The 15523-nt window shown below is 73.9% G+C and carries 10 protein-coding genes; 2 read left to right on the top strand and 8 right to left on the bottom strand.

What is annotated here, in order from left to right; genetic code table 11:
• Window positions 1-37: 37 nt before the first annotated feature.
• Window positions 38-1372 carry an extracellular solute-binding protein gene (locus tag H9641_RS01055; RefSeq protein WP_191800199.1) on the bottom strand — a complete coding sequence of 445 codons (1335 nt, stop codon included), beginning with the start codon at window positions 1370-1372 and terminating at the stop codon, window positions 38-40.
• A 284-nt stretch (window positions 1373-1656) separates the two neighbouring features.
• Complete coding sequence (locus H9641_RS01050) at window positions 1657-2163, bottom strand: DUF2505 domain-containing protein (RefSeq protein ID WP_191800197.1); 507 nt, start codon at window positions 2161-2163, stop codon at window positions 1657-1659.
• A 123-nt stretch (window positions 2164-2286) separates the two neighbouring features.
• On the opposite strand from H9641_RS01050, the gene H9641_RS01045 reads away from it, so the two are divergent.
• A complete protein-coding gene (locus H9641_RS01045; RefSeq protein WP_191800195.1) occupies window positions 2287-3774 on the top strand; it encodes a sensor histidine kinase in 1488 nt (495 codons plus the stop codon).
• 110 nt (window positions 3775-3884) lie between these two features.
• Here the strand turns inward: H9641_RS01045 and H9641_RS01040 are convergent, their stop codons facing one another.
• Window positions 3885-4133 (bottom strand): WhiB family transcriptional regulator, encoded by a 249-nt coding sequence (locus tag H9641_RS01040; RefSeq protein ID WP_056645926.1) that lies wholly within the window; start codon window positions 4131-4133, stop codon window positions 3885-3887.
• A 232-nt stretch (window positions 4134-4365) separates the two neighbouring features.
• Here H9641_RS01040 and H9641_RS01035 point away from each other — a divergent pair, with 232 nt between their 5' ends.
• Window positions 4366-4830: a hypothetical protein gene (locus H9641_RS01035; RefSeq protein ID WP_225219750.1), complete on the top strand. Its 465-nt coding sequence runs from the start codon at window positions 4366-4368 to the stop codon at window positions 4828-4830.
• Window positions 4831-4883: 53 nt separating this feature from the next.
• Here the strand turns inward: H9641_RS01035 and H9641_RS01030 are convergent, their stop codons facing one another.
• The 5 genes from H9641_RS01030 to H9641_RS01010 form a co-directional block, all read right to left on the bottom strand.
• Window positions 4884-9053, bottom strand: a complete 4170-nt coding sequence (locus H9641_RS01030; RefSeq protein WP_225219818.1) for an FtsK/SpoIIIE domain-containing protein — start codon at window positions 9051-9053, stop codon at window positions 4884-4886.
• Between the two features lie 113 nt (window positions 9054-9166).
• Window positions 9167-11896, bottom strand: a complete 2730-nt coding sequence (locus H9641_RS01025) for an ABC transporter permease (protein WP_225219749.1) — start codon at window positions 11894-11896, stop codon at window positions 9167-9169.
• 23 nt (window positions 11897-11919) lie between these two features.
• Window positions 11920-12762: an ABC transporter ATP-binding protein gene (locus tag H9641_RS01020; protein WP_191800189.1), complete on the bottom strand. Its 843-nt coding sequence runs from the start codon at window positions 12760-12762 to the stop codon at window positions 11920-11922.
• Between the two features lie 245 nt (window positions 12763-13007).
• The gene (locus H9641_RS01015; protein ID WP_191800187.1) at window positions 13008-13730 is read right to left on the bottom strand and encodes a response regulator; all 723 of its coding nucleotides are present in this window, start codon (window positions 13728-13730) and stop codon (window positions 13008-13010) included.
• The gene (locus H9641_RS01010) at window positions 13727-15244 is read right to left on the bottom strand and encodes a sensor histidine kinase (RefSeq protein ID WP_191800184.1); all 1518 of its coding nucleotides are present in this window, start codon (window positions 15242-15244) and stop codon (window positions 13727-13729) included. Before H9641_RS01010 ends, H9641_RS01015 begins: the two co-directional genes overlap by 4 nt.
• Between the last annotated feature and the right edge of the window lie 279 nt (window positions 15245-15523).

Raw genomic sequence — 15523 nt, 5'->3', positions numbered from 1 at the left:
GGGGTGACCTCCCGGAGAGGTCACCCCGCGCACCGGATCAGCTCAGGCCGAGGTCCTTGTAGGCCTGGACTGCCTTGTCCCACGACGCCTGGGCGTCAGCGGTCTTCTCGACGTCGACGCGCTTGATGGCGTCCTGGACCGTCTGGTGGATCGCGAAGTAGTTCGCGCCCTTGAACGGGGCCCCGTCGATCGCGAGCGCACGGTTGACGAAGATCGTGCCGACCGGTGCGTCGTTGAAGAACTCGTTGGTGAAGGTCTGCACGGCCTCGGACTCCTGCGCCTCGATCTGCGAGGGGAAGGTGCCGGCGTTGGTGAACGCCGTGGTCTGCTGCGCGGGGTCGGTCAGCCAGGCGGCGAGCTCCTTGGCGGCGTCGGCGTTCTTGCCCGACGCGGGGACCGTGAGGAACGAGCCACCCCAGTTGAGGCCGCCGCCGGGGAAGACGTCAGCGACGTTCCAGCCGGTCACGCCGCCCGAGCGCTCCTCGACCGGGCCGGTCATCCACGCGGGGCAGATCATCGTGGCGAAGCCGTTGTTCTGGAACGCGGCGTCCCAGTCGGCGCTCCACTGCTCGAGCCCGGCAGACAGGCCGTTGGTGGCCGACTGCTCGACGACCGTGTTGTAGATGTCCTGGATCGCGGTGTTGGTCGCGAGGTCCTTGGGCGTGCCGTCGGACTCCTCGTAGGCGTTGTCGATCTGGTTGACCATGCCCTGGGAGATCGACATCGCGCTGTCGTACCAGGCGGCGTCGCTCGCTGCGGCGAAGGTGGCGCCCGCGGCGAAGTAGTCGTCCCACGTCGCGTCGGCCCCGCCGAGCAGCTCGGCGACCGCTGCCGGGTCGGTCGGGAGGCCCGCGGCCTCGAAGAGGTCCTGGCGGTAGCAGATCGCGCTCGGGCCGATGTCGGTGCCGTAGCCGATGACCTTGCCGTCGGTGGTCGTGGCCTGCTGGACCTTCCAGTCGACCCAGCGGCCGTCGAGCGACGCGTCGGTCAGGTCGGTGAAGAGGTCGGGGTACTGCATGAGCTCGGGGAGCCAGTCGACCTCGATGGCTTCGATGTCGGCCAGGCCGTCGCCACCGGCGGCGAGCTTGGTCGTGAGGTTGGTGCGTGCGTCCTCGGACTTCGCGGCCTTGGTCTGCTTGACCGTGACGTTGGGGTGCTCGGCGGTGTAGGCCGCGAGGAGCTCGTCGGTGTAGCCGAAGTCGTTGAACGTGGCGACGGTGAGGGTGATCTTCTCGCCGTCGGCGGACCCGCTGCTGTCGTCCGACGAGCCGGAGCCCGAGGAGCAGGCGGTCAGGGTGAGGGTGAGGGCCGCGAGTCCTGCGACGGCGGCGGTTGCCGTGCGGGTGCGGGTCGGACGGGTGCTGCTCAGCACGATGACTCCCTTGTCGGTGATCGGCGTGGCAGCGCTCCCACGGTCAGGGGTGGTAGCGCTCCCACGAAGTGCCACGATGGTGGCCTGCCGGTTCTGGAGATGTCAACCTCGCGACGTGACAATCCGTCGTGGAAACGCTCCCATGAGTGTATCTGTGCAGGTCAGAGCGATATGGTCACGACAGTCGTTCCTCAATCGTTATTGGTTCCCGACCGCCTGGAAAGTAAGTTGGACGGCCGTTCAGCTCCGCTCGCAGTGCTGGCCGGCGGACGATCGCGGGGAGCTCAGGGGGCCGTGAGCCACTCCACGCCGGCCTGCTCCTCCGACGCCAGGGTCGTGCGGACGGCACCCGCCGCGGCCTCCTCGACGGCCGCCGCGAACAGGGGGACCGTGGCCTTGAGCTCGCCGTCGTACGAGTGCCGCGTGCCGCCGTCGGGCAGGGCCTCGAGCGTGACCGTGCCGGTCATGCGCACGGGCGCCCCCGTGATCTCGAGCGAGACCGTCCCGCGTCGGACGTCGCCGTCGGCGGGCTCCCACACCTCTGCTTGGCGGACCTCGAGCGCGTTGCCCACGAACGCGCGCAGGTGACCCGGGATCTGGTCCGTGGGCAGCGTGCGCCGCACGACCACCGAGAAGCCCTCGTCGATCGAGCCGGTCACGTCCGCGAGCTCCACGAGGGCCTGAGAGCCGCCCGTGCGCTGTGCGCGCCACCGGACGAAGGCCTCGCTCGCGAGCATCCGGGTGACCTCGTCGAGACCGGCGGGGTAGTGCAGATCGACGCTCAGGTGCACAGGTTCTCCTCGGGACGTGCTGACCGGCGCGCAGGGTGCGCCAGGGAGACCGACTCTACCGAAGGAGAGGCCCCGATCCCGTGAAGACGCCCACGGATGCGTACGCTGGGGCTCGTGTCTGCCATGAGTGACTTGATCTCCCGCCACGCCGAGCTGTCGCCTGCCGACAACGAATGGCTGCACCTGCTCGTCGGCGACTGGCAGGTGGTCTCCGACCTGGCCTTCGCAGACCTCGTCCTGTGGCTCCCCACCGACGACGGCAGCTTCGTCGCCGTCGCGCAGTGCCGGCCCAGCACGGGCGCAACGGTCCACTACGACGACATCGTGGGCTCGACCGCGCCCGAGGGCCAGCGGCCCCAGCTCGAGCGCGCCCTGTCCGAGGCCCGGTCGCAGCGCTCGCGCGAGCCGCGCTGGTTCGGGGCGTACGCGGTCCGTGAGGAGGCCATCCCGGTCGTCCACAACGGGCACGCGATCGCCGTCGTCGCGCGCCAGACCAACCTCGGCAGCGGGCGCACGCCCAGCCGGCTCGAGCTCAACTACGTCGAGGCCGCCGACGACCTCATCGCGATGATCTCCCGGGGCGAGTTCCCGGCCCCCAACGCGGCGACCGGCCCCCGCCGTGGCGCACCCCGCGTGGGCGACGGCCTGATCCGGCTCAACTCCGAGGGCGAGGTCCTCTACGCGAGCCCCAACGCCCTGAGCTGCTTCCACCGTCTCGGCGTGATCGGGCCGCTCGTGGGCCGCTCGCTCATCGAGGTCACGACCGACCTGATCGAGCACCAGACGCCCGTCGACGAGTCCCTGCCGCTCGTGGTCATGGGGCGCGCCCCGTGGCGCACCGACATCGAGGCCCGCGGGGTCGCGCTCTCGTTGCGTGCCCTGCCGCTCACCGAGTCGGGGCAGCGGATCGGCGCGGTGCTGCTGTGCCGTGACGTCTCCGAGCTGCGCCGCCGCGAGCGTGAGCTCATCACCAAGGACGCGACGATCCGTGAGATCCACCACCGGGTCAAGAACAACCTGCAGACCGTCGCCGCCCTGCTGCGCCTCCAGGCGCGCCGCATGGACGTGCCCGAGGCGCGCGCGGCCCTCGAGGAGGCCATGCGCCGCGTCGCGACCATCGCTCTGGTCCACGAGAGCCTCTCGCAGACCCTCGACGAGGAGGTCGAGTTCGACGACATGGGTGGGCGCGCGCTGCGTCTCGCCGCGGACGTCGCCTCGGCCGACACCAAGGTCCGTACGGTCCAGACCGGGAGCTTCGGGCTGGTGCCCGCGGAGGACGCCACGCCGCTCGCGCTCGTCCTCACCGAGCTCGTGACCAACGCGGTCGAGCACGGTTTCGCGAACCGGACGAACGGTACGGTCGAGATCGACGCGCAGCGCGACGGGTCGGCGCTGCGGATCATCGTCGCCGACGACGGGGTGGGCATGCCCGTGCCGGGCACCGAGCCCTCGGAGAAGCCCAAGAAGAGCGGCCTGGGCTCGCAGATCGTCGCGACCCTCGTGTCCAACGAGCTGGGCGGGACCATCGAGTGGTCGGATCGTCCGGGCGGCGGGACCCAGGTCGTGCTGCGGCTCGTCCTGCGTGACGGCGGGGGCTCCCGTCAGGGATGACGAGGGCCTCGACGGAGAGGATCCAGAACGCCGACAATTCTCTTCCGAAGGCAAACATAAAGGGCCGTCACCAGCAGGTGACGGCCCTTTATGAGAAAAGTATGTGAAGCTCAGCCGGCGCGACGGGCGCGAGCGGTGCGGCGCTTGAGCGCACGACGCTCGTCCTCGGACAGGCCACCCCAGACTCCCGCGTCCTGACCGGACTCGAGTGCCCACTTGAGGCAGGTGTCGACGACGTCGCAGCGGCGGCACACGGCCTTCGCCTCTTCGATCTGGAGGAGGGCGGGGCCGGTGTTCCCGATCGGGAAGAACAGCTCCGGGTCTTCGTCCAGGCAGGCTGCGCGGTGGCGCCAATCCATGTGAGGTCTCCTTGGCATGACGAGCAAGGCCCCAGGTGGAATGGTGTCGGACGCACGTCCACAAAAGGGCTTCAGGCTCAGGTGGGGGGTAATTGATGCTTGAACTAGGTTCACATCTTGAGAAGCCCAGCACAAGGGGTTGCCGGAAAGTTTCTGCGACATGAACGGTGAGGTCTTGGTCACACTTCGGTGAAGGTGCAGGTCACGCGTAGTCTGGGTTGTCGTGGCAGCTGTGAGGACTCCGAATCAATCCACGCCCGAACCTCCCGAGGGCGGTTCCGGCTCGTCGACCCCGCCTGCGGGCGGCCCGCGCCCGCCCGCGCTCTGGGTCGTGATCGCCGGGATCGGGCTCGAGGCGGTCGCACTCGTCGTCGGCGCGCTGCTCGTCCTGGTCGAGCTCGTGTCGGGCCGGTCGTCGGCCGCGGGCGTCTCGATCTTCCTGGTCGTGTTCGCCCTGGGGGTCGCCGCCGTGCTCGGAGCGAGCGCGCGTGGACTCCTGCGCGGACAGCGGTGGTCCCGGTCCCCGGTGGCCACCTGGCAGCTGCTGCAGGTCGTCGTCGCGTTCAGCTGGCTCCAGGTCGAGGTCACGGCTCCCGGGATCGCGGTCCTGGTGCTCGCCGTGGTGGTGCTCGTGTGCCTCATGCTGCGTCCCGTCGTCGTCGCGACCACGCGCGACACGGCCCGCACCGAGGACTGACCGGGCGAGCAGGGGAGCCGACGGGCCGGCCGCTGCGTCCTCCTGGCGTCGTGTCACCCGGCGAACGCGACCTGCACGGGCACGAGCTCGCCCGACCGTACGGCCACCGCCCGGCCCGCCGGCCCGGCGCCAGGGTCGAGCACCCGTTCGAGCGACGTCCCGAACACGTCGCCGCTGCCGCGTTCGCCAGGACGCAGCACGAGCCCGCACCGTGCCGCGCGCACCTCGGCGAGCGGCCCTCGGTGAGCCGTCGCGGCGGCGACCGTCGACGCGGAGGCCAGGAGCACGACACCTGTCCGCACGAGTTCCGTGAGGATCTCGACCTCGAGCGGGCACGCCTGCTGGAGGGTGTCGAGGTCGTCGACGACCACGACGTCCCCCCGGGCGGGAGGGGCGATGGAGAGCAGCTTCAGCGTCTCGGCCGCCTCGAACGGTGAGAAGCTGCTCGCGGCCACGACGTGGCCCGCGCCGGTGTGGGTGGCCGCGAGCTGCGTGAGACGTGGGTCGCGCGAGAGCACCGCCCGCACCCGGCCCGTCGGCAGCACGTACCCGAGCACGAGGAGCAACGCGCTGCTCCGCCCGCTGCCCCCGGGGCCGACGACGAGCGCGCCGGCACCCAGGTCGAGGTGCACAGGGGTCGCCGCGTCACCTCCGATCCCGACCGGCACGGCCCGGAGCGGAACCTTGCCGGGGCCGGGGAGGTCTGCCGGCGCCACGAGGCGCGGCAGGGGTGCGAGCCGGACCGGGGCCGGTCGGCCGTCGTCGCGGGACGGCGCGTCCGAGAGGGCGCCCCGTCCCGGTACCGGTGAGGCGTCGACCACGACCTGGCACTCGACGGGCTCGCCGGACCCGAGCCAGACGCCGCGCCCGGCTCGCCCACCGCGCCCTGCGAGGTGGGAGGGCACGCCGTGCGCGACGTCGTCGTGCACGGCGCTCGAGGCCAGCACGAGCCGCGGCCCGACGCGGTGCGCGAGCCCGCCCAGCCCCGGTGTCTGCCCCGAGAGCGCGACGTGCACGCCGCGCGACGCCCCTTCACCGAGGAGGCGCCCCAGGAGGTCGGCCCCCGCACCGCCCGCCAGGAGCCCGAGCGAGGTGCGCAGGTCCTCGATCCCGTCGAGCAGCACGAGCGTGGGCTCGCGGCCCGCCCGGCCGAGCAGGAGGTCGACGAGCCGTGCGACCCGGCGCGGGTCGTGCTGGTCGGCGACGGTCCCGCAGCCTGCGTGCGCTCGCAGCCCGGGTCCGGTGAGCGCGGGATCCTCGGCGACGACGTGCACGTCCCACCCCCGGTCGAGCGCCGCGACGGCGAGCGCCCGCAGTGCCGTGGTCCGGCCCGAACGTGGGCGGCCGACGACCGCGAGGTGGCCGTCGCCGACGTCCCACGTCACGACGCCGCGGCGCTGCTCGGCGGGCAGGTCGGAGAGGGCGAGGGGAAGCCGGCCCGGCACGTCGCCGGGGGCGGTGCCCGCTCCCGGGAGGTCCGACGGCGTCACGCGCCCCGGCAGGCCCGGGAGCCACGGTGCGGGGAAGGGAACGTGCCCCGCGAGCACCGCGGCCTCGCGGGCCGCCGCGACGAGGACCGTCACCTGGTCGGGGGCGTCCGGTGCGTGTCCGCCCGGGGAGACGGGGGCGGCGCCCCACCGTGGAGCGGCACGCACGGCGTCCGTCCCCCGCGGAGCGGGTGCGGCCGCGTGGGCGCACTGGAACGCGAAGGGTTCACCGTCGCCGCGGCGCAGGACCGCCCGCCCGGGACGGTCGACCGGTATCCGCGCCGCGTGCGGGGCGTCGATCACGTCGTGCGAGTCGCCCGTGTCGATCTGCCGCAGCGCGATCCTCAGCGAGATGTTGGCGCGCATGTCCGCGGTGACCGCACCGGCCGGCCGCTGGGTGGCCAGGACGAGGTGGACCCCGAGCGACCGGCCCTGGGACGCGAGGCGCAGGAGCCCGGGCAGGAAGTCCGGCAGGTCGTCGGCGAGCGCCCGGAACTCGTCGACGACCACGAGCAGCCGGGGCAGGACGCCCGGGGGAAGATCGTCGAGGCAGGTGGCGCCCGCGCCTGCGACCACGTGCTCGCGACGACGCAGCTCGGCGCGGAGCCCGGCGAGCGCCCGGCCCGCCAGGCCGGGCTCGAGGTCAGTGACCTGCCCCACGACGTGCGGGAGCCCGACGCACCCGCCGAAGCTCGCGCCGCCCTTGTAGTCGACGAGCGCGATGGCGAGGTCGCGCGGGGACGTGGTGAGGGCCAGCCCCAGGACGAGCGACTGGAGCAGCTCGGACTTGCCCGCGCCCGTGGTCCCGGCGACCAGCGCGTGCGGGCCGTCCCGCACGACGTCGACCACGACCGGACGTCCGTGCGCGTCGAGACCGAGGGGGACCGGCAGGCCTGGCGTCGTCGGCGCGCCTCGGGAGGATGCCTCCCACCGGTGGGCGACACGGGTCGTGAGCGAGCAGCGGACGTCGGCCGAGGGAGCGACGGCGTCGCTGGTGCCGAGCCCGAGGAGTGCCGCGAGCGACGCCGCAGCGGGAAGCCCGGGGGCGACAGGGTCGGACGGCTCGCCCGCGGCCGGGTCGCCCGTGCCGGCGGGCCAGCGCCCGAGCCGGGCCGCCGCGGCGAGGTGCCGGGCGTAGCGCTCGGACCAGGCGGCGGTGACGCCGACGGCGGGGGCGGGACGGGTGCTCCCGTCCGCGAGGTGCCATCGGCCGTTCGTGGCGTCGAGGGCGGTCCGGCACCATGCGGGCACGGCGCCCGGACCGCTGGCGAGCAGGATCAGCCGTTCGTGCGGGCCTCGTGCGGCCCACCACCGGTCGAGGTCCTGGGCTCCCACCGGTGGCCCTTCGTGCCCCGCCGGGGAGACGTCCACGAGGAGCACCCGGTCGGCCGCGGACGCCCCCGGGGAGGCTTCTCGGCTCCGGCGCGACCGGGGGAGCCAGCGCAGCCACGCCCACTCGTGCGCATCCTCGTCGGCGTGCACGGCCTCGGCCGTGGCGCCCGAGGCGACCTGGGCCAGGAGGAGCGTGCGCGCCGCGGCGAGCCGGTCCGCCCGCTGCCCGACGACGGCCACGCACCCGTCGGGGAGCCGTGCCCCCGGGGCGTGGGGTCGCGCGGGCAGGGGGTCGGCCCAGGGGGCCGGGCCGGTCCCGGTGGCTGCCCTCGGCACGCGCGACGGGTCGGGGGCAGCCCGGTGGACCGCGACCACGGCCGTCATGAGGTCCGCCGGGCTCGGGGCCGGTGGATCGCCGTCCGCGGGCTCGGACGCCGCGAGGGGGACGCGGTCCGTGCCCGCGACTCCACGCGCCGCAGCGCCTCGGGGCGCCTCGGTCGGTGCGAGGGCGCCGCCCGGGTCACCACCCGTACGCCCGACCCGACCGGCGCCCGGGCCGGACCCGTCCTGCCCGCGCGAGCGACGCCGTCGGGCAGCGACGAGGAGCGGGACCACGAGCGTGAGCGGACCGAGCAGGGCGAGGAGCGCGAGCACGGGTTGGCGCAGCGTGGCCGCGAGCGCGAGCGAGCCGACCGCAGGGGTGAGCGCCATGGCGACCGACTGACCGCTGAGGCCCGGGCCGCCGGCCCGCACCGGGACGGGGAGGGGCAGCGCACTCGTGACGGCCCACTCCTCGAGGCGGGGACGCGGCCGCAGGTCGTAGACGGCACCGCCCACGTGCAGGACCCTGCCCGTGGGCCAGGCGCGAGGACGAGCGCCCCGGACCCGGCGCGGACGCGCACCAGGGGACTCCCACGTGCCGTGGGCGCCGCGGACCGCGACCCGGACCGGACCCCCCTGCCCTCCCCGCCCGGACCGCCGGTCCCACGGGATCCCTCGGGCCCGTCCCGCCCGCCGCGCGCCGACCGTCACCACGACCGTGGCTCCTCCAGAGCCCGATGCCGCCAGCACGAGCCCGGATCCCTCCCGCACGGCGTGCAGCCCGCCGCTCCCCGGACCCGAGAGGACCGCGACGTGCCAGGGGGCGCGCAGCGCCGCGGCCTCGGGGTCCCGCTCCGTGGCGCTCGCGGCCGGACCCGTCCCGGGCAGGAGTGCGTGCAGGGTCGCCCCCGGGAGCAGGGGGCGGGTGCCGACGAGGTGGTCGTCGTGCACGAGCACCCCGTCGGCCGCGAGCGGTGCGGCCAGCAGCTCGGGTCTGCGCGCGAGGCGCGCGAGGTCGGCCCGGAGGTCGCCCAGGCGGGCGCCGGGCTCGAGCAGGACGTCGAGGCCGGGGTGGAGGGTCATGCGCACGACCCGATCCTGGTGCCGGGACGGGTGTTCCTGCAGACGACGACGGCGCGCCTGTGGACGAGGTGGTCGTCCACAGGTGCGCCGTCGGGCGTCGAGCCTTGCCGCGGTCAGTCGACCGCGAGCGCCTCCACGGGAGAGGTGCGGGCTGCCGAGCGGCCGGGGATCACCGACGCCAGGAGACCGGCGACGAGGGCCACGACCAGGACCAGGGCGACGTCGCGCCACGGCACGGCGAGCGTCACGTCGCCCATCACGGCCAGGGCCGCGGACGCGCCCGCCCAGCCGTACGCGATCCCGAGCAGGATGCCCAGCACCGCACCGACCCCCGCGATGAGCATGCCCTCGATCGCGAGCATCCAGCGCAGCTGGGACCGGCTCAGGCCGATGGCCCGCAGGGTCGCGGACTCCCGACGGCGCTCGATGACCGAGAGCGACAGCGTGTTCGCCACGCCGATGAGGGCGATGACGACCGCGACCGCGAGGAGCCCGACGATGACGCCGAGGATCGTGTCGACGACCTTCTGGTACATCGCTCGCTCGACCGCGGCCCCCGTGACGTCGATCGGGAGGTCGGTCTCCGCGAGCGCGTCCTGGAGGGCGGGCACCACGGACGCGGCGTCGTTGACGTCGGCCAGGCCGACCCAGGCGCTCGTGACGGGTGTCCCCGTCGCGACGCCCTCGAGCGTCTGCGGCGTGACGAGAAGGGCACGTCCACCCATCGGGGTCACGAGCGCCTCGAGGGTCGCAGGCGTCCCCTGGGGGTTCGCGTCCTCGGGGAGCGGTGCGGCGGCCAGCTCGAGCTCATCGCCCGTCGAGATGCCCCAGTCCTCGGCGACCCCTGCCGGGACGACGACGGTGCCCGGGGCCAGGCCCTCGACCGCCTTCTCGTCGCGCACGAGCGCGGCCGCCGCGCCGGGGTCGACCCCGCGTGCGAGGAACGTGACGTCGTTGCCGTCGAGATCGACCGTGACCGACGTCGCGGTCAGCGGGACGACGGACTCGACGCCGTCGACCTTCTCGGCCGTGCCGATCGTCGACTGCGGGAGCGCGACGGGCTGGTTGCCGCCGTACTCGTCGTAGCCGTCGGTCGCGAGCGAGACGTCCACGGGGTAGCGACCGTCGAGCTCGTTGTTCATGCTCATCCGGGCGCTCACCGCCCCGGTCGACATCATGGCCACGAGCGTCACGCCGATGAGGAGCGCGGTGCTCGTCGCGGCGGTGCGGCGCGGGTTGCGCAGGGTGTTCGCGGCCGCGAGCTTGGCCGTGCTGCCGGAGCCCGTCAGGACCTTGCCCACGAGGCTCACGACCTTGGGGAGCCAGAAGATCGCTCCCACGAGGACGCCCACGAACGAGGCCGCGCCACCGGCGGTCGCGGCGAGCAGGCCCGCCTCCGCGCTGCCCTGCTGCCCCAGGAGGACTCCCAGGACCAGGAGGCCCGCACCTCCGACGACGAGGATCGACGAGATCGCGAGGCGGACGCGTCCTGCTCCCGACGTGAGGGTCGGCGCGTCGGAGGGACGCAGCGCGGCGAGCGGCGCGACCCGGGTCGCGGCACGCGCCGGCGAGAACGACGCGACGAGCGTCACGACGGTCCCCACGAGCAGCGGGACGAGGACCGCGACGGGCGTCACCTGGACGACCGAGGGCAGCGGGATGCCGAGGTCCATGCTGCCCGCGACGGTCAGCGCGAGCTGGACGAGCCCGATGCCGAACAGGATGCCGGCGACCGAGGCGACCAGGCCCAGGATCACGGCCTCGAGCAGGACCGAGCGGGCCAGCTGCTTGCGGTCGGCACCCACGCAGCGCAGGAGCGCGAGCGTCCGGGTGCGCTGGGCGACGAGCACCTGGAAGGTGTTCGCGATGACCAGGGCCGCGACGAGCAGCGCGATCGCCGCGAACGTGAGGATCACGTAGGTGAAGACGTCCTCGCCGCCCGTCATCTGGGCGGCCTGCTCCTTGGCGTACTCGGCGCTCGTCCAGACCTCGGTGTCTCCCCCGAGCGAGCCCGTGACGCTCGACCGGACGGCCTCGAGGTCGGCACCGGGCGCCAGGGCGACCAGCACCGCGTTGTACGCGGTCGCGGACTCGCCCGGGACGAAGCTCTCTGCCTCCCAGGCGGTCAGGTCCTCGTCCGACAGGACGCCCGCGCCACCCACCTGGGCGTAGGCGCCCATCGGGTCGTCGAGGGTCCCGACGAGGGTCAGCTTCTCGTTCGTGTCGACGAAGGTGCCCGCGGGCTCCTCCTCGACGGGGGCGTCCTGGTCGGTGGGCGCGGTCTCGCTGCCCGCCTCGTCGGTCGCCCCGTCGGTGGGCGCGATCTCCTCGGGGGCGGCGGTCTCGCCGTCCGTCGCACCAGTCGGCGCGCCCTGCTCGGTGGCCGCGCCCTCGGCGTTCGGCGTCCACACCGAGCGCACGACGGTCACGGTGTCGCCGAGCCCGAGCCCCAGCCGCTCGGCGACGTCGGACGGCAGCGCGATCTGGCCCGAGCGTGCGGGCATCGCACCCTCGACGAGCTCCTGGGCCTCGAAGCGCGGGTCCGAGGCGGTCGGGACGACGACCTGGTAGGTGCGCTTGCCCCCCGAGACGAGCTCGAAGGCCCGCAGGACCTGCGGGTCGGCGGCCTCGACGCCCTCGGTCCCGCGGATCTCCGCGACCCCTGCCTGGTCGATGCCGGCGTTGCTCGCGACCACGAGGTCCGAGTCGGCGAACTGCGCGGCGATCGAGTCGGTCGTGATGCGGTTGATGACGGTTCCCGCGAGCAGGGTCGCGGTGAGGAACGCGGTCCCGATGAGGATCGCGATGCCGGCGGCGCTCAGCCGCCCGATGCTGCGGCGCATCTGCGCCAGGGTGAGCCGGACCATCAGGCGCGCACCGCCGTCGGACCGGTGGTGCCGGCGAGCGCGTCCGCGGGGTCGTTCTCGAGCGTGCGCAGCGCGTCGAGCCCGGCGAGGACCGACTCGGGGGTCGGGTTGTCGATGTCTCCCGCGATGCGGCCGTCGGCGATGAGGATGACGCGGTCGGCGTAGGCGGCGGCCGTGGGGTCGTGCGTGACCATGATGATGGTCCGGCCGAGCTCGCGCACCGAGCGGCGCAGGAAGCTCAGGACCTCGGCGCCCGAGCGCGAGTCCAGGTTGCCCGTGGGCTCGTCCGCGAAGACGACCTCGGGCTTGGCGATGAGCGCGCGGGCGATGGCCACGCGCTGCTGCTGCCCGCCCGAGAGCTCGCTGGGGCGGTGCGTGAGGCGCGCGCCCAGGCCCAGGGTCTGGACGAGCGTCGCGAGCCACTCCTTGGTCTCGGCGTCGACCTTGCGTCCTGCCAGCTCGATCGGCAGCGTGATGTTCTGCTCGGCCGTGAACATGGGCAGCAGGTTGAACGACTGGAAGACGAAGCCGACGCGGTCGCGGCGCAGCCTGGTCAGCTCGTTGTCGCCCAGGGCCGTGATCTCGGTGTCGCCGATGAAGCCCTGGCCGCTCGAGGCGGTGTCGAGCCCGGCGAGCAGGTGCATGAGCGTGGACTTCCCCGAGCCCGAGGGGCCCATGATCGCGGTGAACGCGCCCTTCTCGAAGTCCACGTCGACGCCGTCGAGGGCGCGCACGGTCGCCTCGCCCTTGCCGTACAGCTTGGTCAGGGACCGGGCGCGCACGGCGGGCGTGCCTTGCGCCGGAGGGGTGCCGGGGATGGGCTGGTACACGGTGGTGTCCACGTCTGCTCCAGGAGAGTTCGTCGTCGGTCTGCGCCGGTCCTGGGCGGGGGCGCGCAGGGCGCCCGGGCCCGGGACCGAGGGGTGCGGGAGAGGGCGCGAGGCCCTCGTTCCCACCTGATGACGACACTAGGAGCCGGGGTGGTGGTCGTGCGTCCGGCGAGGGGCGGGTCCTCGGGACGCGGGACGTCATCCCGTGGTCGTACACCGACCGGGGGGAACCCCTACCGGCGAGGTGCCCGACGGCGTCACGCGCCCGGGCGCACGAGTCCCGTCTCGTACGCGGTCACCACGGCCTGGACGCGGTCGCGCGCCCCGAGCTTGGCGAGGATGCGTCCGACATGGGTCTTGACCGTGGCCTCGGCGACGAACAGGTCGCTCGCGATCTCGTTGTTCGAGCGGCCGCGGGCCATGAGGACGAGGACCTCGCGCTCACGCTCGGTGAGGGAGGAGATCTGCTCCTGCGCACCCGTGTCGACGAGCTGCTCGGCGGGCAGGGCCACGACCAGGTGCTCGAGGAGCCGGCGCGTCGACGACGGGGCGATCACCGCGTCGCCCGAGTGCACGGTACGGATCGCGGCGAGCATCTCCTCGGGCGGGGCGTCCTTCAGGAGGAACCCGCTGGCTCCGGACCGGATGGCCTCGAGCACGTACTCGTCGAGGTCGAACGTCGTGAGCACGATGACCCGGGGCACGTGGTGGCCCTCGGCCGCCGCGGCCGTGAGCTGGGCCGTGGCCGAGAGCCCGTCGAGGTGCGGCATGCGCACGTCCATGAGCACGACGTCGACCGGGTGGTCCGCGAGGAGCCGCAGGGCCTGGAGCCCGTCGCCCGCCTCGACCGTGACCTGGAGGTCGGGCTGGGAGTCGATGACCATCCGGAACCCGGCGCGCACGAGCTGCTGGTCGTCGACGAGCGCGACCCGGATGGGGTCCTGCGCGGGGAGGTCGGGCGTGAAGAAGGTGGAGGTCATGGTTCCTGGGGATCGTCGGGTGCGGGTGCGGGTGCGGGTGCGGGTACAGGGGGTGCTGCCGTGCCGGGCGTGCCGGGCGTCTGCTGCCCCATCCTGCCCGACGCCGGTGCGGGCGGCGCCGGGACGGGGGGAGCGGCGCCGTCGAGCCGGGGGATGGGCATGGTGAACCGGACGCGGAACCCGCCGCCGGGGCGCGGACCCGTGGTCACCGCGCCGCCGAAGATCACCGCGCGCTCGCGCATCCCGAGCAGGCCGTAGCCGGGGGAGTGCGTACCGTCGGCCGACGCCCCGCGGCCGTCGTCGTCGACCGCGAGCTGGAGAGTGTCGACGCCCCAGGTCACGACGACCGTGACGGTCGGGTCGGGGCCCGCGTGCTTGAGGATGTTGGTGAGCGCCTCCTGGCACACGCGGTAGACGGTCAGACCCGCCCCCGGGGGCAGCGGGCGCGGGGTGCCCATGCGGACGAGCGAGATGCGCATGCCGCTGTCGCGGACCTGCGAGACGAGGGACTCGAGGTCGGCGGAGTCGGGCTGGGGCGTGAGCTCGACGCGTCGCACGGAACCCGTGGCGGTCGGCACGGGGCCGGTCGTCGGGCCGGCCGTGCGGGGGACGGTCGCCGTGCCCGTTGCGTCGTTCGTCCGGGCCTCGTCGAGGACCTGTCGGGGCCGGTTGTTGAGCCCGGGGGCGTGCGTGAGCTGTGCGGGACGACCCGAGCCGGCGACCGCGTCGCGGTCGTCGGTGCGCAGGACGCCCAGGAGCCGGCGCATGTCCGCGAGGGCCGCACGACCGGTGTCCGAGACCGTGGCCAGCGCACGCGTGGCCGCCGCGGGGTCGGTGGCTCCCGCGTACCGGCCGCCGTCGGCCTGGGCGATGATGACCGACAGCGAGTGGGCCACGATGTCGTGCATCTCGCGGGCGATGCGCGAGCGCTCGGCGGCCGTCGCGATCTGCGCCTGCTGGTCGCGCTCGACCTCGAGACGCTCGGCGCGGTCGACCAGGGCGTTGATGGTCTCGCGCCGTGAGCGGCGCACCAGGCCGAAGGCCCAGACGGCCAGGAACATCATGGTGGAGAACATCGCCGTGAAGACGAACACCCCCGCCGCCTCGGCGGCGCTGGAGGCGTTGACGGCGAGCCTCAGCCCCAGCACGAGCGACCCGGCGGCCGACGAGATCATCGCGGTGCGGTGGGCCCAGCGGGGGCCGTAGACCGTCACGGAGAACAGCGAGATCAGCAGGAGGAAGTCGGACGGCAGGAAGATGATCCCCACGAGCAGGTGGAGCAGCGCGACCGCGTAGACCGTGACCGCCGATGCGACGGGGCGGACGCGCCGCCAGGGGAGCGGGGCGAGCATGCCGATCGTGAAGAGCGTCGAGAGCGTCGACCCGCCCGTGACGGAGGACCCGTAGGCGAGCGCGAACGGGATGAACACGAGCGCGACGACGACCGTGCTCGTGAGGTCGACCGCGAACCGGTGCCGCTCCCACCACTTGCCCATGTTCTCGTACCAACCCATGCCTGCCAGCGTAGGTGGCGGGCTCGGGGCGACGCGTCCACCTCCGGACGGACGGGACGCGCGACCGTGGGGGGACCCGCGGCGGGTGTGCGGCCGGCGAGCTGGGGGGACGACGCCGGGGGCGGGGTCCGGGCCGTGGCAGCGGGCGGGCGCAGGCGCCGGCGGACGGTGCGGACCGGGACAGACCCGGGCAGAGCGGGACGCCGACTCCGGGGTGTCCAGCAGGTGTGTCACGAACGTCCCACGAGGCCTGATGGATAACGCCAAAGTTCTGCGAAT

Origin of the sequence: Oerskovia merdavium (assembly GCF_014836755.1) — a bacterium.
GTDB lineage: Bacteria > Actinomycetota > Actinomycetes > Actinomycetales > Cellulomonadaceae > Oerskovia > Oerskovia merdavium.
The sequence above is the reverse complement of the archived record's forward strand: the minus strand, read 5'-3'. Positions and strand labels throughout refer to the sequence as shown.

Bases quoted from the DNA above. Each gene is read 5' to 3' on its own strand.
- H9641_RS01010 (WP_191800184.1), bottom strand. From the start codon at position 15,244: ATGGGTTGGTACGAGAACATGGGCAAGTGGTGGGAGCGGCACCGGTTC.
- H9641_RS01040 (WP_056645926.1), bottom strand. From the start codon at position 4,133: ATGGATTGGCGCCACCGCGCAGCCTGCCTGGACGAAGACCCGGAGCTG.
- H9641_RS01025 (WP_225219749.1), bottom strand. From the start codon at position 11,896: ATGCGCCGCAGCATCGGGCGGCTGAGCGCCGCCGGCATCGCGATCCTC.
- H9641_RS01015 (WP_191800187.1), bottom strand. From the start codon at position 13,730: ATGACCTCCACCTTCTTCACGCCCGACCTCCCCGCGCAGGACCCCATC.
- H9641_RS01045 (WP_191800195.1), top strand. From the start codon at position 2,287: ATGAGTGACTTGATCTCCCGCCACGCCGAGCTGTCGCCTGCCGACAAC.
- H9641_RS01030 (WP_225219818.1), bottom strand. From the start codon at position 9,053: ATGACCCTCCACCCCGGCCTCGACGTCCTGCTCGAGCCCGGCGCCCGC.